We start from the raw sequence: 26,713 nt of genomic DNA, 5'->3' as shown, positions 1-26,713 counted from the left end.
AGGCTGTCGGCCGTCAGCTTTACTCCCATTATGTGAACAGTGCGATCACATATTGAATTATCGAGATAGGCGGAACTACAATCCGACCACAGCATAAAAAGCACACGCGCCAGTCCTCCGAGACGGGCGCGACGAAGAATATCCAGAACAACGGAGACAAGTCATGCAATCGATCGCCTGCCCGCGTTCGCGGGTCGCGTCACGCGCCTCATCTTTCGGATTCGTCATCGCTTCGGCGGGCGCTTGGGCTTGTGCCGCGCGCGCCGTCCAGCTTGCACGCTTCGCATGACGCGCGTCGTGTTCATCGAGGAACGAGCGGCATGACCAAAATCGAACAAACCGAATCCGCGCCGAACGTGCGCGATATGTCGGCCAACGCCATGAACGACGGCGCCGACAAGAAAAGCAACGGCCATCATCGGCGCGATCCGGACGCCTTCGCGCTGCCGAGCGCGCTCGTCGACATCACGCCGCAGCAGGCAGGCACGCAAACGCTCTTGCGCGGCCTCGCGATTCTCGAAGCCGCCGCCAACGGCGCGCGCGATCTGCGCTCGTTCGGCGCGGCGCTCGGCACCACGCGCAGCACGACGCATCGGCTCGTGAGTTCGCTCGTGCAGGCGCGTTATCTCCGGCAAGTGCAGGGCGGTTATCTGCTCGGACCGAAACTGATCGAACTCGGCACCATCGCGCTCGAACAGATGCCGCTCACGGCGGTCGCGCGTCCGCATTTGCAGTCGCTCGCGGAACACACGCACGACACCATTCACCTCGGCGTGCGCGACGGCGACGACGTGCTCTACATCGACAAGATTCCGGGCACGCGCGGGTTGGAAATGCGCTCGCGCGTGGGGCATCGCATGCCGCTGGCATCGACGGGAATCGGCAAGGCAATGATGCTCGACCTCGAAGCCAACGTCTGGAAGAAGCTGCTCGATGCATCGCTGCGCGCGCTCGCCCGCACGAGTTTCAAGCCGGAGAACCGGCCGGACATGGACACGTTTTTGCAGCGCATGACACGCTATTCGCAAGGTGGCTTTACCTTCGATCTCGAAGAGAACGAGGCGTCGATCCGCTGCGTGGCGGCGCCCGTGCGCGATGCGTCGGGTGCGATCGTCGCGGCGCTTTCGGTGGCGAGCACGATTCCCTATATGCCCCACGAACGCATGGAAGAACTGATTCCGGTCGTGCAGCGCGAAGCGCGCGCGATCTCCGAGGAACTCGGCTGGCGCGCGCCGCAAGCCAACCGCAGGATCAAGCGATGAGCGCGCCCGTTCTGATCGCGCTCGACTGGGGCACGACGTCCCTGCGCGCTTATCTGCTCGATGCCGCGGGCGCCGCGCTCGACACGCGCGCTTCGTCGGCGGGAATCATGAAGCTGCCCGCTGGCGGCTTCGATCAGGCTTTCGAGGAAACCTGCGGCGCTTGGCTGAGCGCAAATGCGCAACTACCCGTCATCGCGGCGGGCATGGTCGGCAGCGCGCAGGGTTGGATGGAGGCGCCTTACGTCGAAACGCCCGCCGATGCCGACGCGCTCGTCGCGGGCATCGTCACGGTAAAGGCGGCGCGGGGCGCGACCGTTCATGTCGTGCCGGGCGTGCTCGAACGCGGCACGCTGCCGAACGTGATGCGCGGCGAGGAGACGCAGATTTTCGGCGCACTCGCGAGCGATGCGTCGCTGAACACCGCGAGTGGCGCGCTCATCGGTCTGCCGGGCACGCATGCCAAGTGGGCATTCGTGCAAGCGGGACGGATCGAACGCTTCTATACGTTCATGACGGGCGAGACCTTCGGCGCACTGCGCGATCACACCATCCTCGGCCGCACGATGGAGCAGGACGCAAAGCCGGACAGCGCGGCGTTTCTGAGAGGCGTCGATACCGCGCGCGATGCCGGTCATGCCGGCCTTCTGGCGACGATCTTCAGCACGCGCACACTCGGACTGACCGGTCAGCTCACGGCGGCCGAGCAGCCGGATTATCTGTCGGGACTTTTGATCGGCCATGAACTGCGCGGCCTGAACGAAGTGCTGGCGCGCGAGAACGCGACGCTCGCGGGCAAGACGTTGCGTCTGATCGGCAACGATGCGCTGTGCGACCGCTATCGCGCGGCCCTCGCGCAATACGGATGCAACGACGCGCAGACGGTGGCGCAAGCGACCGAATCCGGGCTTTATCGAATCGCATTGCAGGCCGGGTTGATCGCCAAGCCCGCGCGCATGTGACACGGAAAGGAGAAACGAATGCAACCGCCCATCAATCTACCCGCGCCTTACGGCATGCACGGCGGCCTCGCGAAAGCGTTCGCCGCGTGTCCGCTGATCGCGATCCTGCGGGGCATCACGCCCGAGGAAGCCGAGGCGCACGGCCGCGCGCTGTATGAAGCGGGCTTTCGCATCATCGAAGTGCCGCTCAATTCGCCGCAGCCGTTCGACAGCATCGCGGCGATCCGCCAGGCGCTGCCCGCCGATGCCATCGTCGGCGCGGGCACGGTGCTGCATGCGAGTTACGTCGACAGCGTGCGCGCGGCAGGCGGCGAACTGATCGTGATGCCGCACAGCGACGCCGATGTCGTGCGCGCGGCGAAAGCGCAGGGGCTCGCCTGCGCGCCGGGCGTGGCAACGCCGAACGAAGCGTTTCTCGCGCTCAAGAACGGCGCGGACGTATTGAAGATGTTCCCCGCCGAACAACTCGGCGCGCATGTCGTGAAGGCGTGGCGCGCGGTGATCGCGAAAGAAGTGCCGCTGGTGCCGGTGGGCGGCGTCGCGCCGGACAACATGGGGCCATTTCTCAGCGCGGGCGCGAACGGCTTCGGTCTCGGCTCGGCGCTGTACAAGCCGGGGCAGAGCGAAACTGCGACGGCATCGCATGCGAAAGCGTTCATCGACGGACTAGCGGTCGCGCGTTCCACACGGGGCGAGAAGCAATGAACCGCCTCGCCGGCAAGGTCGCGATGATCACGGGCGCCGGGCGCGGCATCGGTGCGGCGATCGCGCTGGCGTTTGCGCGCGAGGGCGCGGCGGTCGCGCTCGCCGAACTCGATATCGAGACGGCGCAAGCGACGGCTGAACGCATCGCGAAGGAAGCGAATTCGACGCGCGTCGTCGCGATCGGCACGGACGTGACGCAGAGCGCATCGGTGAAGGACGCGGTCGCGCAAACCGAAAGCGCGTTCGGCCCGCTCGACGTGCTCGTGAACAACGCGGGCATCAACGTGTTCTGCGACCCGCTCACGATGACCGACGAAGACTGGCGGCGCTGCTTCGCCGTCGATCTCGACGGCGTCTGGAACGGCTGCCGCGCGGCGCTGCCCGGCATGGTCGAGCGCGGCGCGGGCAGCATCGTGAATATCGCCTCGACGCATTCGTTCAAGATCATCCCCGGCTGCTTTCCGTATCCGGTGGCCAAGCACGGCGTGATCGGACTGACGCGCGCGCTCGGCATCGAATACGCGCCGAACAACGTGCGCGTGAATGCCATCGCGCCGGGTTATATCGAAACGCAACTGACGCTCGACTGGTGGAACGGCCAGCCCGATCCAAAGGCCGCGCGCCAGGCCACACTGGATTTGCAGCCGATGAAGCGTATCGGCCAGCCGCGAGAAGTGGCGATGACGGCGGTGTTCCTCGCATCCGAGGAGGCGCCGTTCATCAACGCGAGTTGCATCACGATCGATGGCGGGCGCTCTGCGCTCTACCACGACTGAAGTCACGAATGACGCACTGGCCGTGGTGCGGCATCACTACAAAAACGCGGCCGCCAACCAACTAAGCGCCCGTGCGCGGGCATGATTCGAGCAAAAAGTCGGGAGACAAAACGATGAAACGCAGACTGTTCCTTACGCTTCTCGCCGCTGCGACGGCCACGAGCGCCACCATGATCGCCGCGCCGGTTGCGCAAGCCGCCGACGACGTCAAGATCGGCTTCCTGGTGAAGCAACCCGAAGAACCGTGGTTCCAGGACGAATGGAAGTTCGCCGAAATGGCCGCGAAAGCGAAGGGCTTCACCCTCGTGAAGATCGGCGCGCCGTCGGGCGAAAAGGTCATGAGCGCGATCGACAACCTCGCCGCGCAAAAGGCTCAGGGGTTCATCATCTGCACGCCTGACGTCAAGCTCGGACCGGGCATCGTGGCTAAGGCGAAGGCCGACAAACTCAAGATGATGACCGTGGACGACCGTCTCGTCGACGGTTCCGGCAAGCCGATCGAAGCCGTGCCGCACATGGGCATTTCGGCTTACAACATCGGCAAGCAAGTCGGCGACGGCATTGCGGCCGAGATCAAGAAGCGCGGTTGGGACGTGAAGGAAGTCGGCGCCATCGACGTGACTTACGAACAGCTGCCGACCGCGCATGACCGCACGGCCGGCGCCACCGACGCGCTCGTGGCATCGGGCTTTCCGAAGGCGAACATCATCATGGCGCCGCAAGCGAAGACCGACACCGAAAACGCGTTCAACGCCGCGAACATCGCGCTCACGAAGAACCCGCAGTTCAAGCACTGGGTGGCCTACGCGCTCAACGACGAAGGCGTGCTCGGCGCGGTGCGCGCGGCGGAAGGCCGTGGCTTCAAGGCTGACAACATGATCGGCATCGGCATCGGCGGCTCGGATTCGGCGATCAACGAGTTCAAGAAACCGAACCCGACGGGCTTCTACGGCACGGTCATCATCAGCCCGAAGCGTCACGGCGAGGAAACCTCGGACCTGATGTACGCGTGGATCAAGGACGGCAAGGCGCCGCCGGCACTCACGCTCACGACCGGCATGCTGGCAACGCGTGAAAACGTGGCGTCGGTGCGTCAGCAGATGGGCTTGGCATCGAACTAAGTCATTGGACGAGAGCGGGCCGCGCGTGGCGTGGCTCGCTCGAAGCATAAGGAGGCGATGTGTCAGCGACGCTGCGTTTTGACAATATCGGCAAGGTTTTTCCAGGCGTGCGCGCGCTCGACGGCGTGTCGTTCGACGTCAACGCCGGCGAAGTTCACGGTTTGATGGGCGAGAACGGCGCGGGTAAATCGACCTTGCTCAAGATTCTCGGCGGCGAGTATCAGCCCGATTCGGGGCGCGTGCTCATCGACGAAAAGGAAGTGCATTTCGGAAGCGCCGCGGCTTCGATTGCTTCGGGCATCGCGGTGATCCATCAGGAATTGCAGTACGTGCCGGACTTGACCGTGGCCGAGAACCTGCTGCTCGGCGCGCTGCCGAACCGGCTCGGCTGGGTCAACAAGCGCGTGGCGAAGAAGCACGTGCGCGACCGGCTGACGGCGATGGGCGTCGATCTCGATCCCAACGCCAAGCTGCGCAAGCTCTCGATCGCGCAGCGGCAGATGGTGGAAATCTGCAAGGCGCTGTTGCGCAACGCGCGCGTGATCGCGCTCGACGAACCGACGAGTTCGTTGTCGCATCGCGAGACGGAAGTGCTGTTCAAGCTCGTGCGCGATCTGAAGGCGGACAACCGCGCGCTTATCTACATCTCGCATCGCATGGACGAGATTTACGAGCTGTGCAATGCCTGCACCATCTTCCGCGACGGCCGCAAGATCGCGTCGCATCTTTCGCTGAAAGACTTGCCGCGCGACACGCTGGTTCAGGAGATGGTCGGCCGCGAGATCAGCGATATCTATAACTATCGCGCGCGGCCGCTCGGCGACGTGCGCTTCTCGGTCAAGAACCTGCAAGGCGCCGCCCTGAGCGCGCCGGCGAATTTCGAAGTGCGGCGCGGCGAGATCGTCGGTTTCTTCGGGCTGGTGGGCGCCGGGCGCAGCGAATTGATGCACCTCGTCTACGGTGCGGACAAGAAGAAGGAAGGCGCGATCGAACTCGACGGTCAGCCGATCAAGGTGCGCAGCACGGGCGAAGCGATTCGACACGGCATCGTGCTGTGCCCGGAAGATCGCAAGGAAGAGGGCATTGTCGCGATGGCGACGGTCGCGGAGAACATCAACATCTCGTGCCGCAGGCATTATCTGCGCGCGGGTTTGTTCCTCGATCGCAAGAAGGAAGCGCAGACGGCGGATCGCTTCATCCAGCTCTTAAAGATCAAGACGCCGAGCCGCAGACAGCGCATCCGCTTTTTGTCGGGCGGCAATCAGCAGAAAGCCATTCTGTCGCGCTGGCTCGCGGAGCCGGATCTCAAGGTCGTGATCCTCGATGAACCGACGCGCGGTATCGACGTCGGCGCCAAGCACGAGATCTACAACGTGATCTATCAACTGGCGGAGCGCGGCTGCGCCATCGTGATGATTTCGTCGGAACTGCCCGAAGTGCTGGGCGTGTCCGACCGGATCGTGGTGATGCGGCAAGGGCGTATAGCGGGCGAATTGCCGCGCGGGAAGGCGAACGAGCAGTCGGTGTTGAGTCTGGCGCTGCCGCAATCGGACACGGTCGCGGAAGCGGCTTAAAGAGAGAAGACAGGGGAGCACATCATGGAAGCAAGAGAAAACATCGTCGGGCAAGCGGGTGAGGCGGTGGCGAACGCGCTGATTCCGCAGAAAAACGACAAGCAAAAGTGGTATCAGCAACTGACGGAATATAGTTTGATCGTGATCTTCGTGGTGATGTTCGCCACGATGTCGCTGACGGTCGATCACTTCTTTTCGATCGAAAACATGCTCGGACTGGCCTTGTCGATCTCGCAGATCGGCATGGTGGCCTGCACGATGATGTTCTGCCTCGCCTCGCGCGACTTCGACCTTTCGGTCGGCTCGACGATCGCCTTCGCCGGCGTGCTCTGCGCGATGGTGTTAAACGCGACGGGCAATACGTTCATCGCGATCATCGCGGCGGTGGCGGCGGGTTCGGTGATCGGCTTCGTGAACGGCGCGGTGATCGCCTATCTGCGCATCAACGCGCTGATTACCACGCTCGCCACGATGGAAATCGTGCGCGGCCTGGGCTTCATCGTGTCGCACGGTCAGGCGGTGGGCGTGTCGTCGGACACCTTCATCGAACTCGGCGGACTGTCGATGCTGGGGATTTCCCTGCCTATCTGGGTCACGCTTGCATGTTTCATCGTTTTTGGCGTATTGCTCAACCAGACTGTGTACGGCCGCAATACGCTCGCAATTGGCGGCAATCCGGAAGCCTCGCGGCTCGCGGGCATCAACGTGGAGCGCACGCGCGTGTGGATCTTCCTGATCCAGGGCGCGGTCACCGCGCTCGCGGGCGTCATTCTCGCTTCGCGGATCACGTCGGGTCAGCCGAATGCCGCTGAAGGTTTCGAATTGAACGTGATTTCCGCTTGCGTGCTGGGCGGCGTGTCGCTGCTCGGCGGACGCGCGACGATCTCTGGCGTCGTGATCGGCGTGCTCATCATGGGCACGGTCGAAAACGTGATGAACCTTTTGAACATCGACGCGTTCTATCAGTACCTCGTGCGCGGCGCGATCCTGCTGGCCGCCGTGCTGCTCGATCAGCTGAAGAATCGCGGGTCGCGGGACTGAGCCTCCGGTCGTGTCGTTTGCATCGCCGCGAGAGCCATACGGCTTTCGCGAAGCCAAACTCTTGTGAACAAGCCCATGTCAGCCACTGAAAAGAAGCTCGCCGTTTATCCCAGCCTCGCGGGCAAGACCGTGCTCATCACGGGCGGCGCCACCGGTATCGGCGCGTCCTTCGTGGAAAACTTCGCCGGTCAGGGCGCGAAGGTCGCGTTCTTCGATATCGATACGGCCGCGGGCGAAGCGCTCGCCGACCGGCTCGGCGCGTCGCTGCCCGAAGGCCGTTTCAAGCCGCTCTTCCTGCGTATCGATCTGACCGACATCGACGCCTTGCGTAAAGGCATCGTCGATGTGCGCTCGGCGCTCGGGCCCATCAGCGTGCTCGTCAACAACGCGGCGAACGACAAGCGTCATTCGATCGAATCCGTGACACCCGAATCGTACGATGCCGGCATCGCGGTGAACATTCGCCATCAGTTCTTCGCGGCGCAGGCGGTCATCGAAGACATGAAGCAGCTCGGCGGCGGCTCGATCATCAATCTCGGCTCCATCAGCTGGATGCTCAAGCAAGGCAATTTCCCGGTCTACGTCACGTCGAAGTCGGGCGTGCAGGGCATGACGCGCGGCCTCGCGCGCGATCTCGGCAAGTTCGGCATTCGCGTGAATACGCTCGTCCCGGGCTGGGTGATGACCGAAAAGCAAAAGACGCTCTGGCTCGACGACGCAGGCCGCGAAGCCATCAAGCTCGGCCAGTGCATCGACGCCGAACTGATGCCGGAACATCTCGCGCGCGCGGCGCTGTTCCTGGCGTCGGACGACAGCAGCATGTTGACCGCGCAGGATATCGTCGTCGACGGAGGATGGGCGTGAAAGCGCGCCTTCTCGTCGACAGCCAGTGCGCGCTCGGCGAAGGCGCGACGTGGTGCGCGCGAAGCGGCCGCTTCTACTGGACCGATATCAAAGGCAAGCGTCTGTGGCGTTACGATCCGCGCGATGGCAAAAGCGAATCCTTCGAAATGCCCGAGCGGCTCGCGTGCTTCACGCCGTGCGCCGATGCGGGACGCTTGCTGCTCGGCCTTGCATCGCGGCTCGCGTTCTTCGACCTGACGACGCGCGAGATCGAGACCATCATGCTCGTCGAAGCCGACTTGCCGACGCGTCTGAACGATGGCCGCTGCGACCGCGAAGGGCGCTTCGTGTTCGGCACCAAGCACGACGTGGAGGATGCGCAGGCGGTCGGCGGGTTCTATCGGCTGAATCACGATTTGTCGCTCGAACGGTTGCCGCTTCCGGACTGCGCGATCTCGAACAGCATCGGCTTCAGCCCAGATGGCGCGACGATGTACTACTGCGATTCCCCGACGCGGCAGATTCGCGCGTGCGATTACCCGAGCTTCGCGAACGACCGCGTGTTCGTCGAATTGAGCGATGCGACGGGCGTTCCCGACGGTTCCATCGTCGATGCCGATGGCGGGCTCTGGAACGCGCAATGGGGCGGTTATCGCGTGGTGCGTTATGCACCCGATGGCCGCGAAAGCGCGCGTGTCGATGTGCCGAGCGCGCAACCGAGTTGCGTCGCGTTCGGCGGCGCGGACTTCGCCTCGATGTATGTGACGAGCGCGCGCGTCGGACTGAACGAGCGTGCCTTGCAGACCGATCCGCATGCAGGCGGCGTGTTCATCGCCACACCGGGTGTGCGCGGAATCGAAGAAGCGGTATTTCAGGGCAAGCCATAAAACAAGGCGCCGCGCTCTGCGTTCAAGCGCGCCCAAGCCCGGCCACGCCGGGCAGTTTCGCCTCTCGCTGGAGTACGAGCCATGACTGCTGCGCGCACAGAAACAGGATCGAACGCGGTATCCGCATCCACGGCGCAGGCGAACGCCCGCCGTTCTCGTCTCGCCGCCGCCAAGGAGCCGCCGATACGCCCCGGCCCGGGCACCGCGGCGGTCGCTATCGGCAGCGCGGGCGTCGCTGGCTGCATCACGCTTGCAAACGCGCATTTGCGGCTCGATGTCGCGCCTTCGCTCGGCGGCGGCATCACCCGATTCGACTGGCGTCATGAAGGCGCGCTCGTGCCGATCTTCCGACCTTGCATCGAACCGGGCCCGGACACCGATCCGAATCAGCTCGCCTGCTATCCGCTGCTGCCGTATTCGAATCGCATCGGCAATGGGCAGTTCGAGTTTTCCGGCCGCGCCATCGACGTGCCGTGCAACCGCGCGGGCGAACCGCTGCCCATTCACGGCGACGGCTGGCTCGGCGAGTGGCAAGTGGAAGACGAAGAGGCAGACGCAGCCCATGTGCGCATGACGCTCGACCGGCGCGACGGCAAGCCGTATTCGTATCGCGCAACGCAGACTTATGCCTTGGACGACGCGACGCTCGTCGTGACACTCGACGTTCAGAACACGGGCGATCAGGCGCTGCCGTTCGGTCTCGGGCTGCATCCGTTTCTGATGCGCGAAGCGGATACGGAGTTATCCGCGGCGGCGGGCGGTCTGTGGCTTTGCGGCGACGACTGGCTGCCGGTGCGTCACGTTCCCGCGCCGCCCGCGTGGCAGTTCGGCGTGGCATACCCGATGCCGTCCGAGATGGTGAACAACGCCTTCACCGGCTGGAGCGGACGCACGAGCGTGCTGTGGCCCAGGCGTCGGCTGTCGCTCATCATCGCCGCCGATACCGACTACTACGTGCTCTACGCGCCGCCCGGCGAGAACTTCTTTTGCTTCGAGCCGGTGGATCATCCGATCAACGCGGTGAACCTGCCCGGTGGAGGCGAGGCGCACGGCATGACGGTGCTCGAACCGGGCGAGCGGCTCGCGCGTACGTTTCGCTTCACGGTCGAGCGAACGGGCGATGGGTCGCGGCGGGCCAGCCCACGCACGCGCGCACGCGCGGGTTCGGGCGCGAAGGCGAAGGCACGCGCAACGCATGCACGCGTGGATGGCTGAACGAAAGCCAGATGACAGACGCCTGAGAGCAAGCGATAAAAGCGGCGGCTTGCCGGACGATTCGGACGAGTAGGGTGGAACGCCGGCACGTTAAAATGCGTGCCATCGACGTTCTTCGAGAAGCCTCCCGCCATGTCCTTCATTCAATCGCTCAACGCCGCGTGGTCGCGCACGCAATCGCTGCTGTGCGTCGGTCTCGATCCCGAGCCGTCGAAGTTCCCGGCCGCGCTCAAGGGCCGTTCGGACGCGATCTTCGAGTTCTGCCGCGATATCGTCGATGCCACCGCGCCTTACGCGTCATCGTTCAAACCGCAGATCGCGTACTTCGCGTCGAATCGCGCGGAAGATCAACTCGAAGCGCTGATTGCGCATATCCACGAGAAGCATCCCGGCATTCCCGTGATCCTGGATGCCAAGCGCGGCGACATCGGCAGCACGGCGGAGCAATATGCGCGCGAGGCGTTCGAGCGCTATCGTGCGGATGCGGTCACGGTCAACCCGTACATGGGTTTCGATTCCATCGAGCCGTATCTCGCGCATAAAGGCAAGGGCGTGATCGTGTTGTGCCGGACCTCGAACGCGGGCGGCTCCGATCTGCAGTTTCTCGATACAGGCGGCAGGCCGCTTTATCACGTGGTCGCGACGCTTGCGGCCGAAAGGTGGAATAAGAACGGTCAGCTCGGACTCGTGGTTGGCGCGACGTTTCCGAGGGAAATCGAAGCGGTGCGTTGTATCGTCGGCGAGATGCCGTTGTTGATTCCAGGTATCGGCGCGCAAGGCGGCGATGTCGAAAGAACCGTGCGCGCGGGCCGCACTGGCAACGGCACGGGCATGCTGATCAATTCGTCGCGCGCGATCATCTACGCGAGCAAGGGCGAGGATTACGCTCAAGCCGCTGCGGACGCGGCGAAGAAAACGCGCGATTCGATCAACGCGTATCGATAAGAACGATGCGCGGCTTCGGCAATGCGACGATGCATTAAAGCCGCGCTGAAACGTGGATCAGCGGGTATCGATGAATTCGCGGCGTTTCAACGCTACGCCAACTCACGACCAATACCGCGAAGTCAGAACGCGATGCGATCGAAGCCACATCGCCGCTCACTTCTCCCTGCGCTCCAGCAACTCCAGCAAACCCCTCAACGCATGCGCCGCCGCCTGCGTGCGTACTTGTTTGCGGTCGCCCTTGAACAACTGCGTCTCGACAGCCGTATGCAGCCGATTGCTCCACGCAAACGACACCGTTCCCACCGGCTTCGCCTCGCTGCCGCCCCCTGGCCCCGCCACGCCCGTGATCGACACCGCCACCTGCGCGCGGCTGTTGCGCAAGGCGCCTTCGGCCATTGCTTTCGCCACCGGCTCGCTCACCGCGCCATGCTGTTCGATCAACGCAGCCGGCACGCCGATCATCTCGGTCTTCGCGAGGTTCGAATACGTGACGAAGCCGCGCTCGAACCACGCACTGCTGCCGGAAATATCCGTGATCGCCGCCGCGACCATGCCGCCCGTGCACGACTCGGCGGTCGCGAGCGTCAGCCGTTCGTCGCGCAGCTTGTTGCCGACGCGAATCGCGAGTTGGTGAACCACGGTATCGGTTGCCATGACGATGTTCCGAAGGGTTGAAGGTGAGAAGAACGACCGTCAGACGGTCATGCGCCAGAGCGCGATCACGAGCAGCGAGAAGAACGCCGCGACCAGGTCGTCGAACATGATGCCGAAGCCGCCTTTCAAATGGCGGTCGAAATAGCGAATGGGCGGTGGCTTGACCATGTCGAAAAAGCGAAACACGACGAACGCCCACAACTGTCCGGTGAACGTCGCGGGCGTGACGAGCAGCAGCACGAGCCAGAACGCGATGATCTCGTCCCACACGACCGCCGACGGGTCCGCGACATTCATCTTCTTCGCGGTGAAGCCGCAGAACCAGCATCCGGCAACAAAGCCGATGACGATCAGCGCGCCCCATTCGGCCACCGTCAGATACTGATTGAACACGACGAACGAAACCCACGCGAAGAGCGTACCGACGGTGCCGGGCATGATCGGCGAAAGCCCGCTGCCGAAACCGAGCGAAAGAATATGCAGCGGATGCGTGAGCATGAAGCGTGCGCTCGGCTTGCGCGGCGCGCCGCGCGCAGTTGGGGGATCGCCCGGGAGCGCCGGGGTCGGGTCAGTCTGCATGAAAGTGGTCGAAGCCTTGCAACGTCAGTGAAAGCGGCGCGCCCGTGTTGTCGCGCCAGTCGATGGCGGGCGTACTCGTCGTGCACGGCGTGCTCATCGCTTCGATTGTACCGATGCGCGTCAACGCCACGCCCACGCGTTCTGCAATGCGAGCCACGGCGTCACGCCGCTCGCGCGGCGCGGTGAAGCAGAGTTCGTAGTCGTCGCCGCCCGCGAGCGCGCATTGGCGGCGCGCGGCTTCGGGCAACGCGCGAACGGCATCGGAGCACGGCACGGCGTCGGCATCGACGATGGCGCGCACGTTCGAGCGCCTGAGGATATGCATGAGATCGCCGGCCAGGCCATCGGAGATATCGAGCGCCGCGTGCGCGACGCCACGCAGCGCGAGACCGAGCGCCACGCGCGGCTCGGGGCGTTCGAGCGCCACGTTCCATGCGGACGACGCCGCCGGCCATTCGCCGCATATTGCGCCGAGTCCCGCGCGGGCATCGCCCAAGGTGCCGGAAACGTAGATGTCGTCGTCGGGCTTCGCGGCATCGCGACGCAATGCCGCGCCATGCGGCACGTCGCCGAAAACGGTGATGCAGATGTTGAGCGGACCGCTCGTGGTGTCGCCACCGATCAGCGCGCAGTCGAAGCGCTGCGCGAGCGCGAAGAGGCCGTCGCTGAATGCGGCGAGCCACGCTTCGTCGGCGCGCGGCAAGGCGAGCGCAAGCGTGAACGCGTGCGGCTTCGCGCCCATCGCGGCGAGATCGGAAAGGTTCACGGCGAGCGCCTTGTGGCCGAGCGCGTTCGGATCGACATCGGGAAAGAAGTGACGGCCTTCGACCAGCATGTCCGTGGAAATAGCCAGTTGATGTCCGGCGGGCGGCGCGATCAGCGCGCAATCGTCACCGATGCCAAGCGGCATGGCGGCCGCGTTGTCGTGTCGTGACGATGGCGGGCTCGCGCGGCGGGCGAAGTATCGATCGATCAGTGAAAACTCGGAGAGCATCGTGGGCGTCAAGGCTGATTGTTGCGCTGCAAGATAGAAATGTATTGGACGGCAAAATGCATCGGCGAGCGGTGAACGTACCCGCATCGTGTCTCGAAAAAACCGGCCGATGCGCTGAAAGCCTTACTGCGCTTCAGGATCAGAACTTTTAAAGTCACGGCACTTGTAGCTGAATTGCATGGACTGCGGGCTAAAGCGCTACACGAATGGCGCTACAATGCGTTCGAACTTCCATTCTAATTCCCGCACTGCTAGCCCGCCTTATGACGACTGACGCCAATACCAAGCTTCGCGAAGCCGCGCTCGACTATCACGAGTTTCCGGTCCCCGGAAAGATCGCAATTGCGCCGACCAAGCAGATGATCAACCAGCGCGATCTCGCGCTGGCTTACTCGCCGGGCGTCGCGTTCGCGTGCGAGGCGATCGTCGAAAATCCGCTCAACGCCGCACGCTTCACCGCGCGCAGCAACCTCGTGGGCGTCGTGTCGAACGGCACGGCGGTGCTGGGTCTCGGCAACATCGGTCCGCTCGCTTCCAAGCCGGTGATGGAAGGCAAGGCCGTGCTCTTCAAGAAGTTCGCGGGCATCGACGTGTTCGACATCGAGCTCAACGAAAGCGATCCGCACAAGCTCGTCGAAGTGGTCGCCGCGCTCGAACCGACGTTCGGCGGCATCAATCTGGAAGATATCAAGGCGCCGGATTGCTTCATCGTCGAGCGCGAGTGCCGCAAGCGCATGAAGATTCCCGTCTTCCACGACGATCAGCACGGCACGGCTATCGTGGTCGCGGCAGCCATCACCAACGGCCTGAAGGTGGTCGGCAAGGACATCGCCGAAGTGAAGCTCGTGGCGTCCGGCGCGGGCGCGGCGGCGCTGGCCTGTCTCACCTTGCTCGTCGATCTCGGCATGAAGATCGAGAACATCTTCGTCACGGACTTGGCCGGCGTGGTCTATAAAGGCCGCACCGAACTCATGGACCCGGACAAGGAACGCTTTGCTCGCGAGACCAGCGCGCGCACGCTCGCCGAAGTGATGGAAGGCGCGGACGTGTTCCTCGGCTTGTCGGCAGGCGGCGTGCTCAAGCAGGAAATGGTCAAGGGCATGGCCGCGAAGCCGCTCATTCTCGCGCTTGCCAATCCGACGCCGGAAATCCTGCCGGAACTCGCGCTCGAAGTGCGCCCCGATGCCGTGCTCGCCACCGGCCGCACGGACTACCCGAATCAGGTCAACAACGTTCTGTGCTTTCCGTTCATCTTCCGTGGCGCGCTCGATGCGGGCGCGACCACCATCACGAAGGAAATGGAAATCGCGGCGGTGAACGCAATCGCGGAACTGGCGCGTCAGGAACAAAGCGATATCGTCGCGACCGCGTACGGCATTCAGGACTTGTCGTTCGGCCCCGAGTATCTGATTCCGAAGCCTTTCGATCCGCGTCTCATCGTGAAGATTGCGCCAGCAGTGGCCAAGGCCGCGATGGACAGCGGCGTGGCGACGCGTCCTATCGAGGACATGGACGCCTACGAACAGCACTTGCAGCAGTTCGTCTACCACAGCGGCACGACCATGAAGCCCGTGTTCCAGCTCGCGCGCAGCGTGGAGCCGGAGAAGAAGCGCATCGTGTTCGCGGAAGGCGAGGAAGAGCGCGTGCTGCGCGCCGTGCAGATCGCCGTCGACGAAAAAATCGCCAAGCCGATTCTCATCGGCCGGCCGGCGGTCATCAGACAGCGCATCACGAAGTTCGGTCTGCGTCTCACGCCGGATGTCGACTTCACGATGGTCGACACCGATCACGACGAGCGCTACCGCGACTTCTGGCAGACGTACTACAAGATGATGGCGCGCAAGGGTATCAGCGAGCAGATGGCCAAGCTCGAGATGCGCCGCCGCACCACGCTCATCGGCGCGATGCTGGTGGAAAAGGGCGAAGCCGACGGCATGATCTGCGGTACGGTAAGCACGACGCATCGGCATTTGCACTTCATCGATCAGGTGATCGGCAAGAAGGAAGGCGCGAAGGTCTACGCGGCCATGAACGGCCTCGTGTTGCCGGGCCGCCAGATTTTCCTGGCCGACACGCACGTCAACGTCGACCCGACGCCCGAGCAACTCGCGGAAATCACCATCATGGCGGCGGAAGAGGTGAAGCGTTTCGGCATCGTGCCGAAGATCGCGCTGCTGTCGCATTCGAACTTCGGCACGAGCAACGCGCCGACCGCGCAGAAGATGCGCGACGTGCTGGCTATCCTCAAGCAACGCGCGCCCGATCTCGACGTCGATGGCGAAATGCACGGCGACGTCGCGCTCGACTCACGTCTGCGCAAGGAAGTGCTGCCGGAATCGACGCTCGAAGGCGACGCCAATTTGCTGATCCTGCCGAACATCGACGCCGCGAACATCTCGTACAACCTGCTGAAGACTGCGGCGGGCAACAACATCGCCATCGGTCCGATGCTCCTCGGCGCGGCAAAACCGGTGCATGTGCTGACGGCATCGGCGACGGTGCGGCGTATCGTCAACATGACGGCGCTGCTCGTGGCCGACGCGACGGCTGCGCGGTGAACGAATGAACTGAGCGTCTGCCGTACGACGACGTGCCAATTGAACGCGGCGGAATTTTCCGCCGCGTTTTTTTTTGGCAGCAAAAAACGCGGGCGAAAAAAAAGCGTGCCGTGGGTCGTTGGCACGCTTCGAGGCAAGAGCAAAGGGGATTCACTCGCCCTCCAAGGGTCAAAAACAGAGCCTCGGCGGAGCGCCTGCCGTGAAGCCGACAAGTGAGGCGACTCGTCATATGGCTTCGCGGCTCTGCGGGACAAATTATTATCTCGTTCGAGATAAAAATCTCTCAGATTTGGGCTAAATATTGACTTGATTTTTTGCCAATCTCCATGCTTTTTGGCAATTTTAAGGAAGAATTGCCGATTTCTCGCGGAACGTTGCTTCCCCTTGTCATTAGCGATACCCTTGCATCTTTCATGGTCGTCGAATTCTGATAACGCGGGGACAACCGTTTCGTGATGCGTGCATGGGTTTCAACCATCGTCGCCTTGAGTCTCATTCTTGGCGGATGTGGCAAGGACGAATCCCGTGGCGGCGCACCAGACGCGGCATCCGCGGGTCCCGCTGCCATTCAGGCAAGCGAGGCGCCGGGAACGCCCGCCGAATCGGCAGGGTCTCTTGGTCGGGGACCGGTGCGGGAACCCACGCAACGGTCTGCCGAATCCGGCCGGCCTGAGCGTGACGGGCTCGCCACCATCGGCATTGCGCAGTTGCCGAAGCAGGCAGTGGCGACATTGCGGCTGATCGAAGCGGGCGGCCCTTTCCCTTATCCAAAGGACGGAGTCGTGTTCGGCAATCGCGAGCGTGTGCTGCCGCGGCATCCGCGTGGTTATTACCACGAGTACACGGTGCCCACGCCGCGTTCGCGTGACCGGGGCGCCCGGCGAATCGTGTGTGGCGGGTCGAAGCGGCAGACCGGCGACTGCTACTACACGGACGACCATTACGCCAGTTTCAAACGCATTGCGGACTAACTAGGGATTAACGGCATGAGCGACAACATCTACGCGCACGACAACGGCGTCGCGAGTGATCTTTTCGCAACCGGCGATGGCAACCTGTTCCAGCGAGTATTGCGGCTACGCATGACAGAACACGACAACAGACCCGATGACGAGCCGAATCCGGTGCAGGCGCATCCTCAGGAACCGGCGGAGGAATCCGAGTCTCTTTTCGCGACGGTGCGGCCGAATATCGTGCAATCCATCCGCGCGTTCCGTGTTCAGGAACTCGCCGACGAAGCGAATCGACTCGAACAGCATTTTCTTTACGCGTATCTCGGGCAGGCGCAGAGCAAGCAGGAAATCCTGGAGACCATTGCGACGTCGTTCCTGTTTCCCAAGCACTTCGGCAAGAACTACGACGCGCTGTACGACTCGCTGACCGATCTCGTCCACAAGGCGGGCTCGCAACCGGGCTTCGTGATCGTGCTGGAGCAATTGCCGATTGCGCAGAAATTCGACAAGGAAGGGCGCGAGACGCTGCTCGACGTGTTCCGCGACGCGGCCGAGTTCTGGGCCGAACGGCGCGTGGCGTTCCGCGTGTTCTATTCGTTCGTGTGACGCGCTGAAGCGAGCGCTGCTCGCGCGACGTTTGAAAATGAATCAGCCCGATGGGTCTTGCTCATCGGGCTGATTTTGTTTGCGGGCTGTCGTCCCGTTCACCAGCCGCCCCAACGCGCGGCCAGTGCCGCCAGCACCGCGATTCCCGCCGTCTCCGTGCGCAACACGCGCGGTCCGAGACCGAGCGCGGAGAAACCCGCCGCCACGATCTCACTTTCTTCCGATGGCGAAAATCCCGCCTCCGGTCCAATCAGCAAAGTCACCGGTTCGCGCGGCGCTTTTGCGGGCAGCGTCGCGAACGCGAGTTCCGCGCGCGGCGAAAGCAGCAAGCGCAGGTCACCATCGGAGGCGGGCGGCAAGTCGGCGAGCCAGGCGTCGAGATCGCGCGGCGGCGCGACGTGCGGTACGCGATTGCGTCCGCATTGCTCGCAGGCGGCGCGCACGAGCGCTTGCCAGTGCGCCTGACGCTTGAGCGCACGCTCGCCCGCAAGCCGCACGACGCCGCGCTCGGTCGTCAGCGGCACGATATCCGCGACGCCCAGCTCCACCGTCTTCTCGATCAGCCAGTCCATCTTGTCGCCGCCCGCGACGCCTTGCGCAAGTATCACGCGATACGGCGGCTCCGCGTCACGTTCGTCGTGTTCGTCGATCCGCGCGCTGGCCGCACGTTTCGCGATCTCGGTCAGCTCCGCGCGATACTCGCCGCCTTCGCCATCGAAGAGCGTGATGACATCGCCGGTCTGGAGGCGCAGGACGTGCACGTGGCGCACGACATCGTCGGGGAGGGGCAAGGTTTGGCCCACCGCGAGCGGGCCGTCAACGTAAAAGCGTGGCATAGGTAACGATCGCGGATGCAGAACCCGCGGATAGTGAAGTTGCCTTGAGGGAATGAAACAGCGCTTAGTTCAGATGCCGCGCAATCGCCCAGCGATAGCCATCCGGATCTTCGATCTGCGCGAAGCGGTCGCCCCAGAACTGATCCTGTGGCTCGATGAGCGCTTTCGCGCCCACGGCGATGGCCTGCGCGAAGGTGGCATCCACGTCGTCCACATAAAGATAGAACGACTGCGGCGCCATGATGCCGGAGCTCTTCGGCGTGCGCGCCTGCGAGCCGTAAGCGCCCTCCGGCGCGAACATCACGATCAACTGGCCGCGATACGTCATCTCGACGTGGATGATGCTGCCATCGTCGTTCACGCTGTCGCGCACCGCGAAGCCGAGCGCCTTCTCGTAGAACCCGATGCTCACGCGCGCATCGCGCACGGTGAGATAGGGCGTCAACCAGGGCACGTCGGCCGGGCGTGGGTCTGTCATCGAAAGCACTCCTTCAAGCCTTGCTGCACGAATACGGTGAGGGACATTCTGCCACGAAGCCCGGCATGCCATCCGGAGGCGCCGGCGCTCGAAGCGAAGCAGCCGCTGCACGGAACGTGCCCGCCGCGATGGTCAGCGATGCGCGTCGAACGGCGATGCTTTGGCGCTTGCTCGCGGCCTGTCAATCGGACCGGTCTGTTAGAATGACGGCCTCCCGATCCTCGTCGTTTCTCGTCGTTCCGGTCCTGAAAACGTTGTGTGCCGCGGGTCCGGCGCGTAGCAGAATCACTGCGGATTATTTCAGGACCAGCCGGAAGCTCCCGAGCTTTCCAAGCACTCGACACGACATGACGACCCAGCCCTCCAGTCAGACCGCCCTCATGGCCAACGCGATCCGCGCGCTTGCCATGGATGCCGTTCAACAAGCCAACTCCGGTCACCCCGGCATGCCCATGGGCATGGCCGAAATCGGCGTCGCGCTGTGGTCGCGCCATCTGAAGCACAACCCCACGAATCCGCACTGGTTCGACCGCGACCGTTTCGTTTTGTCGAATGGTCACGGCTCCATGCTGCTGTATTCGCTGTTGCACCTGACCGGCTATGATCTGCCGATCGGTGAACTGAAGAACTTCCGCCAACTGCATTCGAAGACGCCGGGCCATCCGGAAGTGGGCATGACGCCGGGCGTCGAGACCACCACCGGGCCGCTCGGTCAGGGCGTCGGCAACGCGGTCGGCATGGCGCTCGCCGAAGCGTTGCTGGCGGCCGAGTTCAACAAGGCCGACGCGAAGATCGTCGATCACCATACGTATGTTTTCCTCGGCGACGGTTGCCTGATGGAAGGTATCTCGCACGAAGCCGCATCGCTCGCGGGCACGCTCAAGCTGAACAAGCTGATCGCGCTGTACGACGACAACGGCATCTCCATCGACGGTCACGTCGAACACTGGTTCCACGACGACACCCCGAAGCGTTTCGAAGCCTACGGCTGGAACGTGATCCGCGCGGTAGACGGCCATGACGTCGAAGCGGTCGATGCCGCCATCGCCACGGCGAAGAACTCGGACAAGCCCACGCTGATCTGCTGCCGCACGGTCATCGGCAAGGGTGCGCCGACGAAGGCGGGCGGTCACGACGCGCACGGCGCGCCGCTCGGCGACAAGGAAATCGCCGCGACGCGCGCGGGCCTCGGCTGGAATTACGAGCCGTTCGTGATTCCGCAGGAAGTCTATGCAGCGTGGGACGCGAAGGAACAAGGCACGCACGCCGAAGCCGAGTGGAACAAGGCGTTCGAGGCCTACCGCGCGAAGTACGGCAGCGAAGCGGTCGAATTCACGCGCCGCATGAAGGGCGAATTGCCGGCTGACTGGAAGGCGAGCGCGGCGAAGATCATCGAAGATGCGAACCAGCGCGCCGAAACGGTCGCTTCGCGCAAGGCATCGCAACAGACCATCGAAGGTCTGGCCGCTGCGTTGCCGGAACTGCTGGGCGGTTCAGCGGATCTCACGGGATCGAACCTCACGAACTGGAAAGCGTCGAAGCCCGTACGCGCCGCCGGCGACGCAGAAAACGCGAACCCCGGTCACGCGGGCATCCAGTGGGGCAACCACATCAATTACGGTGTGCGCGAATTCGGCATGAGCACGGCCATCAACGGTCTCGCGCTGCATGGCGGCTTCCGCCCGTTCGGCGGCACGTTTCTGACGTTTTCGGATTACAGCCGCAACGCGCTGCGCGTCGCGGCGCTGATGAAGTCGCGCTCCATCTTCGTGTTCACGCACGACTCCATCGGTCTTGGCGAAGATGGCCCGACGCATCAGTCGATCGAACACGTGTCGAGCCTGCGTCTGATTCCGCAACTGCAGACGTGGCGCCCGGCCGACACCGTGGAAACGGCGGTGGCCTGGACGCATGCAATCGAACATCAAGGTCCGTCCACGTTGATCTTCAGCCGGCAGAATCTGCAATTCTCGCCGCGCAACGACGTGCAGATCGCGAACATCGCGAAGGGCGGCTACGTGCTGCGCGACTGGAACGACGACATTCCGGCGCGCAAGATCATCCTCATCGCGACCGGCTCGGAAGTGCAGCTCGCGATGCAGGCGGTCGAGGCACTGGCGAAGGACGGCATTGGCGCGCGCGTCGTCTCGATGCCCTGCACCAACGTGTTCGACAAGCAAGACGCCGAATACCGCGAGCGCGTGCTGCCCAAGGGCGTGGCGCGCGTGGCGATCGAGGCGGGCGTGACGGATTTCTGGCGCAAGTACGTGGGCCTCGAAGGCGGCGTGGTCGGCATCGACACGTTCGGCGAATCCGCACCGGCGGGCGAGCTGTTCAAGCATTTCGGCTTCACGGTGGAACATGTCGTCGAGACGGCGAAGTCTGTGCTCGCGGCCTGAACCCGGCAGTCAACGGTTTTTTTAGCCATCAGGAGATTGACCATGACGATTCGCGTTGCAATCAACGGCTACGGCCGGATCGGCCGCAATACGCTGCGAGCTTTCTACGAAAACGGCAAGAAACACGACATCGAGATCGTCGCCATCAACGATCTCGGCGATGCCAAGACGAACGCGCATTTGACGCAGTACGACACGGCGCACGGCAAGTTCCCGGGCGAAGTGTCGGTGGACGGCGATTACCTCGTCGTCAACGGCGACAAGATTCGCGTGCTGGCCAACCGCAACCCGGCCGAACTGCCGTGGGGCGAGTTGAACGTCGACGTCGTGCTGGAATGCACGGGCTTTTTCACGACGAAGGAAAAAGCGAGCGCGCACATCAAGGGTGGCGCGAAGAAGGTCATCATCTCGGCGCCGGGCGGCAAGGACGTGGACGCGACCATCGTGTATGGCGTGAACCACCACGTGCTAAAGGCATCCGACACGGTCATCTCGAACGCGTCGTGCACGACGAACTGTCTTGCGCCGCTCGTCAAGCCGCTGAACGACAAGATCGGTCTCGTGAACGGTCTGATGACCACCATCCACGCCTACACGAACGATCAGGTTTTGACCGACGTGTATCACGAAGACCTGCGTCGCGCGCGCTCGGCCACGCATAGCCAGATCCCGACGAAGACGGGCGCGGCTTCGGCGGTCGGTCTCGTGCTGCCGGAACTGAACGGCAAGCTGGACGGCTATGCCATTCGCGTGCCGACCATCAACGTGTCGGTGGTCGATCTGTCGTTCATCGCCGCACGTGATACGACGGTCGAGGAAGTCAACAAGATCATGAAGGAAGCAGCGGAAGGTTCGCTCAAGGGCATTCTCGGCTATAACGAGGCGCCGCTCGTGTCGATCGACTTCAATCACAACCCGGCTTCGTCGACGTTCGATGCAACGCTCACCAAGGTGTCGGGCCGTCTCGTGAAGGTGTCGAGCTGGTACGACAACGAGTGGGGCTTCTCGAACCGCATGCTGGACACGGCTGTAGCGCTCGCGAACGCGAAGTAAGCTTGCTGCACTGACCGACGTAAAAAAAGCCGCTCTTCGGAGCGGCTTTTCTTTTCCCGCGCGTGTTCCGGCTTACGCGAAATTGCTGCCGGCAATGCGACACGACGTAAGCCGCAGCCGCCGCAGCCGCGTTCGCCGATGCCGTGCCCCTGAGATCGATTCGACAGCGCATCGCTGGAAAGGCCGGACCTACGCTCGGTGTGGCACCGGAAAATGCACGCCCGCGCGTTGCGCCGCGTTGACGATGTGCCGCTCTATTGCAATGCCGGCTTTCTCGCCGTCACGCGCCTTGAGTGCTTCGACGATCACCATGTGTTCGTTATAAGTCGAAAGCACGAGCTCGCGCCGATAGAACGGCAAGCGCTGGCTCTCTTTCATGATGTCGGCGCTGCCACGCAAGATGGACTCGATGGCCGCATTGCCCGCGAGACTCACGATACGCATATGGAATGCGAAGTCGAGTTGCGCGGCCTCCTCGAGTTCCGCCGCCATGAGCGCGCCTTGCAGCGCGTTCAGATTGTCATCGAGCCAGTCGATGTCGGCGTCGCCGATGGAATGCGCCGCCAGCCGCGCGACGAATCCCTCGAGCGCGAAGCGCATCTGATACGTATCGGGCAACGACGCCTGATCGGCAAACCGCCAGCCATGCGCGCTCGACGCCTGCGCGCTGCTCACATACACACCCTTGCCGGGACGGATGTGCAGCATGCCGAGCGCTTCGAGCGTGGTCAGCGCCTCGCGCAACGAAGCACGGCTGATCGCCAGTTCCTCCGATAGTTGCCGCTGCGCGGGCAGCAAACTGCCCACGGGATACATGCTCGACTCGATACGCTCGCGAATGGTCGCGATGGCGGCATCGGTCACGGTATGCGGAACGTTTTTCATAGGAAGAATTGGGGAATGGCCGGTCTGACCGCCATTGTATGCGCGCCTTTCGTACGCGTGTGCTCCGGTTCGAATCAAGCGATTCCATGCCAGAAGGCAACAGGGTAAACCGTTAGCACGCGTTGCTTGACGCGGTTATATCGGCTTTCTAATATGCCTCATCACATCACTGGTCCGACCAGTCGGAACAGTTGCCTGAAAATGAAACCCTTCAACGACAAGGAGAAGGTCGTGTCGAGATTCCTGAATTCGCTGTTCGGCAGGGTGATGATTGCGCTGGTCATCGGTATCGTGGTCGGCGCGCTTTTTCCCCACTTCGGCCAGTCGCTACGGCCGCTCGGCGATGGCTTTCTCAAGCTCATCAAGATGGTGATCGGGCCGATCGTGTTTTGCGTCGTCGTCAGTGGCATGGCGAGCGCGGGCGATCTGAAGAAGGTCGGGCGCGTCGGTCTGAAAGCGGTGGTCTACTTCGAGATCATGACTACGCTGGCGCTCGTGATCGGCGCGATCCTCGCGTGGGTGACGCGTCCGGGCGTCGGCATGAACATCGACCTGCATACGCTCGACGCGTCGTCGCTCACGACCTACACGGAACACGCGAAGAGCCTCAAGGACACGGCGGGTTTTCTGCTGAAGATCATTCCCGATACCGCCATCGACGCCTTCGCCAAGGGCGACATCCTGCAAGTGCTGGTGTTTTCCGTGCTATTTGGCTCGGCGCTCTCGTTGCTCGGCGACAAGGCGAAGCGCGTGACCGGTCTGATCGACGAACTCTCGCACGTGTTCTTTCGCATCATGGCGTTCATCATCAAGCTGGCGCCGCTCGGCGTGCTCGGCGCGATTGCGTTCACGACCGGGCAGTACGGCGTCGAATCGTTGAAGCAACTCGGCCTGCTCGTGGCCGTGTTCTATGCAAGCTGCTTCCTCTTCGTGTTCGTCGTGCTCGCAGTGGTGATGCGCCTCGCGGGCTTCTCCATCTTCAAGCTCGTGCGCTATCTGCGCGAAGAATTGTCGATCGTGCTCGGCACTGCATCGTCCGATGCCGTGCTGCCGCAGATCATGCGCAAGCTCGAATGGATGGGCATCAAGGACTCGACCGTCGGCCTCGTGATTCCGACCGGCTATTCGTTCAATCTCGACGGCTTCTCGATCTACCTCACGCTCGCGGTGATCTTCATCGCGCAGGCGACCAACACGCCGCTTTCGCTGCATGACCTGATCGTCGTGGTGCTCGTGTCGCTCGTGACCTCGAAGGGCGCGCACGGCATTCCCGGCTCGGCCATCGTGATCCTTGCGGCCACGCTGTCGGCCATTCCCGCGATTCCCGTGCTCGGTCTCGTGCTGATTCTGCCGGTCGACTGGTTCGTCGGCATTGCGCGGGCGGTGACGAATCTCATCGGCAATTGCGTGGCGACCGTGGTCGTGGCCGTGTGGGAGAACGACATCGACCGGGCGCGCGCCAGGCGTGTGCTCGACCAGGACGCGGATTATCGCTTCGTGCCGGCCGCGCCCGAAACCTCGCATGGGCATGAGAACGCGCACGCGATCTGATGCCGAAGCTGCGCTCGATCTTCAAATAAAAGGACATACGAATGGCAAACCCGATTCTCGATCCCGATGCGCCCGCCTTCACGCGCCGCTATATGAACCTCGCGGACCCGCGTCTCGGCGCGCAGGCGCTCTTCGCCACGGACGAATTCTTCGCGCCGAAGGAACGCATGCTGGAGCCGCAGCCGGCGGTGTTCATTCCCGGCAAATACGACCAACACGGCAAGTGGATGGACGGCTGGGAAACGCGCCGCAAGCGCACGACGGGCTATGACTTCTGCGTCGTCAAGCTCGCGCGCGCGGGCACGATTCACGGCATCGATATCGATACGAGTCATTTCACGGGCAACTTTCCGCCGGCCGCGTCGGTCGAGGCGTGCTACAGCCCGAACGCCGATCCGGCGAGCGCGCCCGAAGACGGCGACTGGCGCGAGATCGTGCCGGCGACGACCTTGCAGGGCAATCGTCATCACTATGTCGAGATCGCCGATACGCGCGCTTACACGCACTTGCGCGTGAACATTTACCCCGATGGCGGGATCGCGCGGCTACGTGTGTATGGTCAGCCGAAGACGGATTTTTCGCGCATCGAGCGCGGCACGCTGCTGGACCTCGCGGCTGTCGAGAACGGCGCGTATCTGGTCGCGGCGAACAATCAGCACTTCGGGCCAGCATCGCAAATGCTGATGCCGGGACGCGGCGTGAATATGGGCGATGGCTGGGAAACGCGTCGCCGTCGCGAGCCGGGCAACGACTGGGCGATCGTAGCGCTGGCCGCGCCCGGCGTGATCCGCGCGATCGAAGTCGATACCGCGCATTTCAAAGGCAATTTCCCGGATCGCTGCTCGCTGCAGGCGGCGCGTGTCGAGGGCGGCACGGATGAATCGCTCGTGACGCAAGCCATGTTCTGGCCTGTGCTGCTCGACGAGCAAAAACTCGCTATGGACAAGGTGCATCGCTTCGAGAAGGAGCTCGCGAAGCTCGGGCCCGTGACGCACGTGCGCTTCAATATTTTTCCGGATGGCGGCGTGTCGCGGCTGCGCGTCTTCGGCGAAATTCAATGAAGACGCCGATGCTTGTCTCGCTCGCGCGCCGAGCGTTCGCGTTCATCGATCAAGGTACGTGAACGTAATTGCGAATCGTGCGCATACGCATCTCGCAAACCGTACAGGCGAAATGAAACCGCCGTCCATCGTTGCCGATGGGCGGCGGTTTTGCCTATTGCGCGCCGGGCACCCGGCGCATCCGCTCAATGCTTACGGTGCGGGCAGTTTTCTTTCGTGCAGGCGCCGTACAAAGCCAGCGCATGCTCGTGGAGCTTGAAGCCGCGCTCTTTCGCGATGGACTGCTGACGGCGTTCGATCTCGGCGTCGAAGAACTCTTCCACGCGGCCGCAGTCGATGCACACGAGGTGATCGTGATGCGAACCTTCGTTGAGTTCGAAGACGGCCTTGCCCGATTCGAAATTGCTCCGCGACAAAAGTCCGGCTTGCTCGAACTGCGTGAGCACGCGATAAACCGTGGCGAGACCGATATCCAGCTCTTCGGTGAGCAGGTTTCGATACACGTCTTCAGCGGTCAGATGGCGCACCGGACTGTGCTGGAAGATTTCGAGAATCTTGAGGCGGGGCAGGGTCGCCTTGAGCCCGATATTTTTGAGATCGGCGGGATTGGTCATGGCTAGGCATCCCTAGAGTACAATTTGAGGTTCTCATAGTAATGCGTTTTGACCGTTCCCGACATCATGAACAGAAATGACACGGATCGGTCCGCATGAGCACGTGACTGTCGCGTATTGGCTCACGTATTGGCTTGGATTGGCTTGGATTGGCGCGGCCT

The 26,713-nt window shown here is 63.0% G+C and carries 24 protein-coding genes and 2 pseudogenes; 19 read left to right on the top strand and 7 right to left on the bottom strand.

What is annotated here, in order from left to right; genetic code table 11:
• Window positions 1-380: 380 nt before the first annotated feature.
• From NCR98_RS11455 to pyrF, 11 genes are all read left to right on the top strand, one after another.
• Window positions 381-1,262, top strand: coding sequence for an IclR family transcriptional regulator (locus NCR98_RS11455; RefSeq protein WP_244828117.1), 882 nt, complete (start codon window positions 381-383; stop codon window positions 1,260-1,262).
• Window positions 1,259-2,221: a 2-dehydro-3-deoxygalactonokinase gene (locus tag NCR98_RS11450; RefSeq protein WP_244826253.1), complete on the top strand. Its 963-nt coding sequence runs from the start codon at window positions 1,259-1,261 to the stop codon at window positions 2,219-2,221. Before NCR98_RS11455 ends, NCR98_RS11450 begins: the two co-directional genes overlap by 4 nt.
• A gap of 18 nt (window positions 2,222-2,239) precedes the next feature.
• Window positions 2,240-2,926 carry a 2-dehydro-3-deoxy-6-phosphogalactonate aldolase gene (locus NCR98_RS11445; RefSeq protein WP_250465664.1) on the top strand — a complete coding sequence of 229 codons (687 nt, stop codon included), beginning with the start codon at window positions 2,240-2,242 and terminating at the stop codon, window positions 2,924-2,926.
• Window positions 2,923-3,702 carry an SDR family oxidoreductase gene (locus NCR98_RS11440; protein WP_250526252.1) on the top strand — a complete coding sequence of 260 codons (780 nt, stop codon included), beginning with the start codon at window positions 2,923-2,925 and terminating at the stop codon, window positions 3,700-3,702. The genes NCR98_RS11445 and NCR98_RS11440 overlap by 4 nt, the downstream gene beginning before the upstream one ends.
• 113 nt (window positions 3,703-3,815) lie before the next feature.
• Complete coding sequence (locus NCR98_RS11435) at window positions 3,816-4,823, top strand: arabinose ABC transporter substrate-binding protein (protein ID WP_244826250.1); 1,008 nt, start codon at window positions 3,816-3,818, stop codon at window positions 4,821-4,823.
• Between the two features lie 59 nt (window positions 4,824-4,882).
• Complete coding sequence (gene araG, locus NCR98_RS11430) at window positions 4,883-6,397, top strand: L-arabinose ABC transporter ATP-binding protein AraG (RefSeq protein ID WP_250526251.1); 1,515 nt, start codon at window positions 4,883-4,885, stop codon at window positions 6,395-6,397.
• A gap of 24 nt (window positions 6,398-6,421) precedes the next feature.
• Complete coding sequence (araH, locus tag NCR98_RS11425; protein ID WP_244826248.1) at window positions 6,422-7,438, top strand: L-arabinose ABC transporter permease AraH; 1,017 nt, start codon at window positions 6,422-6,424, stop codon at window positions 7,436-7,438.
• Window positions 7,439-7,513: 75 nt separating this feature from the next.
• Window positions 7,514-8,302: an SDR family NAD(P)-dependent oxidoreductase gene (locus NCR98_RS11420; protein ID WP_244826247.1), complete on the top strand. Its 789-nt coding sequence runs from the start codon at window positions 7,514-7,516 to the stop codon at window positions 8,300-8,302.
• Window positions 8,293-9,168 carry an SMP-30/gluconolactonase/LRE family protein gene (locus NCR98_RS11415; protein WP_250526250.1) on the top strand — a complete coding sequence of 292 codons (876 nt, stop codon included), beginning with the start codon at window positions 8,293-8,295 and terminating at the stop codon, window positions 9,166-9,168. Before NCR98_RS11420 ends, NCR98_RS11415 begins: the two co-directional genes overlap by 10 nt.
• Before the next feature lie 81 nt (window positions 9,169-9,249).
• On the top strand, window positions 9,250-10,383 hold the full coding sequence (locus tag NCR98_RS11410) for an aldose 1-epimerase (protein WP_250526249.1): 1,134 nt from the start codon (window positions 9,250-9,252) through the stop codon (window positions 10,381-10,383).
• A gap of 132 nt (window positions 10,384-10,515) precedes the next feature.
• Window positions 10,516-11,328 carry an orotidine-5'-phosphate decarboxylase gene (gene pyrF / locus NCR98_RS11405; RefSeq protein ID WP_250465655.1) on the top strand — a complete coding sequence of 271 codons (813 nt, stop codon included), beginning with the start codon at window positions 10,516-10,518 and terminating at the stop codon, window positions 11,326-11,328.
• Window positions 11,329-11,484: 156 nt separating this feature from the next.
• Here pyrF and NCR98_RS11400 read toward each other — a convergent pair whose 3' ends face one another.
• Genes NCR98_RS11400 through thiL form a run of 3 tightly spaced genes read right to left on the bottom strand, consistent with a single transcriptional unit; the run spans window position 11,485 to window position 13,558 of the window.
• Entirely contained in the window at window positions 11,485-11,985 is a 501-nt protein-coding gene (locus NCR98_RS11400; RefSeq protein WP_250526248.1) for a CinA family protein, read from the bottom strand.
• 39 nt (window positions 11,986-12,024) lie between these two features.
• Entirely contained in the window at window positions 12,025-12,564 is a 540-nt protein-coding gene (locus tag NCR98_RS11395; protein WP_244826242.1) for a phosphatidylglycerophosphatase A family protein, read from the bottom strand.
• Window positions 12,554-13,558, bottom strand: a complete 1,005-nt coding sequence (gene thiL / locus NCR98_RS11390) for a thiamine-phosphate kinase (RefSeq protein ID WP_250526284.1) — start codon at window positions 13,556-13,558, stop codon at window positions 12,554-12,556. The genes NCR98_RS11395 and thiL overlap by 11 nt, the downstream gene beginning before the upstream one ends.
• Before the next feature lie 263 nt (window positions 13,559-13,821).
• Between thiL and NCR98_RS11385 the strand changes: the two genes are divergently transcribed.
• From NCR98_RS11385 to NCR98_RS11375, 4 genes and pseudogenes are all read left to right on the top strand, one after another.
• Window positions 13,822-16,116, top strand: coding sequence for an NADP-dependent malic enzyme (locus NCR98_RS11385; protein ID WP_244826241.1), 2,295 nt, complete (start codon window positions 13,822-13,824; stop codon window positions 16,114-16,116).
• A 452-nt stretch (window positions 16,117-16,568) separates the two neighbouring features.
• Entirely contained in the window at window positions 16,569-17,087 is a 519-nt protein-coding gene (locus tag NCR98_RS11380; RefSeq protein WP_250509480.1) for a ribonuclease, read from the top strand.
• Window positions 17,088-17,102: 15 nt separating this feature from the next.
• Window positions 17,103-17,210, top strand: a pseudogene (locus tag NCR98_RS33665) (barstar family protein); the annotation flags it as partial.
• Window positions 17,211-17,279: 69 nt separating this feature from the next.
• Window positions 17,280-17,675 (top strand): annotated as a pseudogene (locus tag NCR98_RS11375) (barstar family protein); the annotation flags it as partial.
• A gap of 98 nt (window positions 17,676-17,773) precedes the next feature.
• Here NCR98_RS11375 and NCR98_RS11370 read toward each other — a convergent pair.
• Both NCR98_RS11370 and NCR98_RS11365 read right to left on the bottom strand, forming a co-directional pair.
• Window positions 17,774-18,511, bottom strand: a complete 738-nt coding sequence (locus NCR98_RS11370) for a 16S rRNA (uracil(1498)-N(3))-methyltransferase (RefSeq protein WP_250526247.1) — start codon at window positions 18,509-18,511, stop codon at window positions 17,774-17,776.
• Between the two features lie 64 nt (window positions 18,512-18,575).
• Entirely contained in the window at window positions 18,576-18,989 is a 414-nt protein-coding gene (locus NCR98_RS11365; protein ID WP_244826237.1) for a VOC family protein, read from the bottom strand.
• 347 nt (window positions 18,990-19,336) lie between these two features.
• On the opposite strand from NCR98_RS11365, the gene tkt reads away from it, so the two are divergent.
• Together tkt and gap are read left to right on the top strand one after the other, a co-directional pair.
• Window positions 19,337-21,388, top strand: a complete 2,052-nt coding sequence (gene tkt, locus NCR98_RS11360; RefSeq protein WP_250465645.1) for a transketolase — start codon at window positions 19,337-19,339, stop codon at window positions 21,386-21,388.
• Between the two features lie 42 nt (window positions 21,389-21,430).
• Window positions 21,431-22,441, top strand: coding sequence for a type I glyceraldehyde-3-phosphate dehydrogenase (gap, locus tag NCR98_RS11355; RefSeq protein WP_244826235.1), 1,011 nt, complete (start codon window positions 21,431-21,433; stop codon window positions 22,439-22,441).
• A gap of 189 nt (window positions 22,442-22,630) precedes the next feature.
• Here the strand turns inward: gap and NCR98_RS11350 are convergent, their stop codons facing one another.
• On the bottom strand, window positions 22,631-23,326 hold the full coding sequence (locus tag NCR98_RS11350; RefSeq protein WP_244826234.1) for a FadR/GntR family transcriptional regulator: 696 nt from the start codon (window positions 23,324-23,326) through the stop codon (window positions 22,631-22,633).
• A gap of 231 nt (window positions 23,327-23,557) precedes the next feature.
• Here NCR98_RS11350 and NCR98_RS11345 point away from each other — a divergent pair, with 231 nt between their 5' ends.
• Entirely contained in the window at window positions 23,558-24,877 is a 1,320-nt protein-coding gene (locus tag NCR98_RS11345) for a C4-dicarboxylate transporter DctA (RefSeq protein WP_244828113.1), read from the top strand.
• Window positions 24,878-24,918: 41 nt separating this feature from the next.
• Complete coding sequence (gene alc / locus NCR98_RS11340; protein WP_250526246.1) at window positions 24,919-25,938, top strand: allantoicase; 1,020 nt, start codon at window positions 24,919-24,921, stop codon at window positions 25,936-25,938.
• A gap of 185 nt (window positions 25,939-26,123) precedes the next feature.
• Here the strand turns inward: alc and fur are convergent, their stop codons facing one another.
• Window positions 26,124-26,552: a ferric iron uptake transcriptional regulator gene (gene fur, locus NCR98_RS11335; RefSeq protein ID WP_244826232.1), complete on the bottom strand. Its 429-nt coding sequence runs from the start codon at window positions 26,550-26,552 to the stop codon at window positions 26,124-26,126.
• Window positions 26,553-26,713 lie beyond the last annotated feature (161 nt).

This window comes from Caballeronia sp. GAWG2-1 (genome assembly GCF_023631405.1).
Lineage (GTDB): Bacteria > Pseudomonadota > Gammaproteobacteria > Burkholderiales > Burkholderiaceae > Caballeronia.
Note: the sequence above shows the minus strand (reverse complement) of the source record. Positions and strands in the feature narration are given on the sequence as shown.

Bases quoted from the DNA above. Each gene is read 5' to 3' on its own strand.
- NCR98_RS11435 (WP_244826250.1), top strand. From the start codon at position 3,816: ATGAAACGCAGACTGTTCCTTACGCTTCTCGCCGCTGCGACGGCCACG.
- NCR98_RS11365 (WP_244826237.1), bottom strand. From the start codon at position 18,989: ATGACAGACCCACGCCCGGCCGACGTGCCCTGGTTGACGCCCTATCTC.
- gap (WP_244826235.1), top strand. From the start codon at position 21,431: ATGACGATTCGCGTTGCAATCAACGGCTACGGCCGGATCGGCCGCAAT.
- NCR98_RS11400 (WP_250526248.1), bottom strand. From the start codon at position 11,985: ATGGCAACCGATACCGTGGTTCACCAACTCGCGATTCGCGTCGGCAAC.
- fur (WP_244826232.1), bottom strand. From the start codon at position 26,552: ATGACCAATCCCGCCGATCTCAAAAATATCGGGCTCAAGGCGACCCTG.
- NCR98_RS11350 (WP_244826234.1), bottom strand. From the start codon at position 23,326: ATGAAAAACGTTCCGCATACCGTGACCGATGCCGCCATCGCGACCATT.
- NCR98_RS11455 (WP_244828117.1), top strand. From the start codon at position 381: ATGAACGACGGCGCCGACAAGAAAAGCAACGGCCATCATCGGCGCGAT.
- NCR98_RS11445 (WP_250465664.1), top strand. From the start codon at position 2,240: ATGCAACCGCCCATCAATCTACCCGCGCCTTACGGCATGCACGGCGGC.
- NCR98_RS11385 (WP_244826241.1), top strand. From the start codon at position 13,822: ATGACGACTGACGCCAATACCAAGCTTCGCGAAGCCGCGCTCGACTAT.
- alc (WP_250526246.1), top strand. From the start codon at position 24,919: ATGGCAAACCCGATTCTCGATCCCGATGCGCCCGCCTTCACGCGCCGC.
- NCR98_RS11440 (WP_250526252.1), top strand. From the start codon at position 2,923: ATGAACCGCCTCGCCGGCAAGGTCGCGATGATCACGGGCGCCGGGCGC.
- NCR98_RS11410 (WP_250526249.1), top strand. From the start codon at position 9,250: ATGACTGCTGCGCGCACAGAAACAGGATCGAACGCGGTATCCGCATCC.
- NCR98_RS11395 (WP_244826242.1), bottom strand. From the start codon at position 12,564: ATGCAGACTGACCCGACCCCGGCGCTCCCGGGCGATCCCCCAACTGCG.
- tkt (WP_250465645.1), top strand. From the start codon at position 19,337: ATGACGACCCAGCCCTCCAGTCAGACCGCCCTCATGGCCAACGCGATC.
- NCR98_RS11415 (WP_250526250.1), top strand. From the start codon at position 8,293: ATGGGCGTGAAAGCGCGCCTTCTCGTCGACAGCCAGTGCGCGCTCGGC.
- NCR98_RS11420 (WP_244826247.1), top strand. From the start codon at position 7,514: ATGTCAGCCACTGAAAAGAAGCTCGCCGTTTATCCCAGCCTCGCGGGC.
- thiL (WP_250526284.1), bottom strand. From the start codon at position 13,558: ATGCTCTCCGAGTTTTCACTGATCGATCGATACTTCGCCCGCCGCGCG.
- NCR98_RS11450 (WP_244826253.1), top strand. From the start codon at position 1,259: ATGAGCGCGCCCGTTCTGATCGCGCTCGACTGGGGCACGACGTCCCTG.
- pyrF (WP_250465655.1), top strand. From the start codon at position 10,516: ATGTCCTTCATTCAATCGCTCAACGCCGCGTGGTCGCGCACGCAATCG.
- araH (WP_244826248.1), top strand. From the start codon at position 6,422: ATGGAAGCAAGAGAAAACATCGTCGGGCAAGCGGGTGAGGCGGTGGCG.
- NCR98_RS11370 (WP_250526247.1), bottom strand. From the start codon at position 18,511: ATGCCACGCTTTTACGTTGACGGCCCGCTCGCGGTGGGCCAAACCTTG.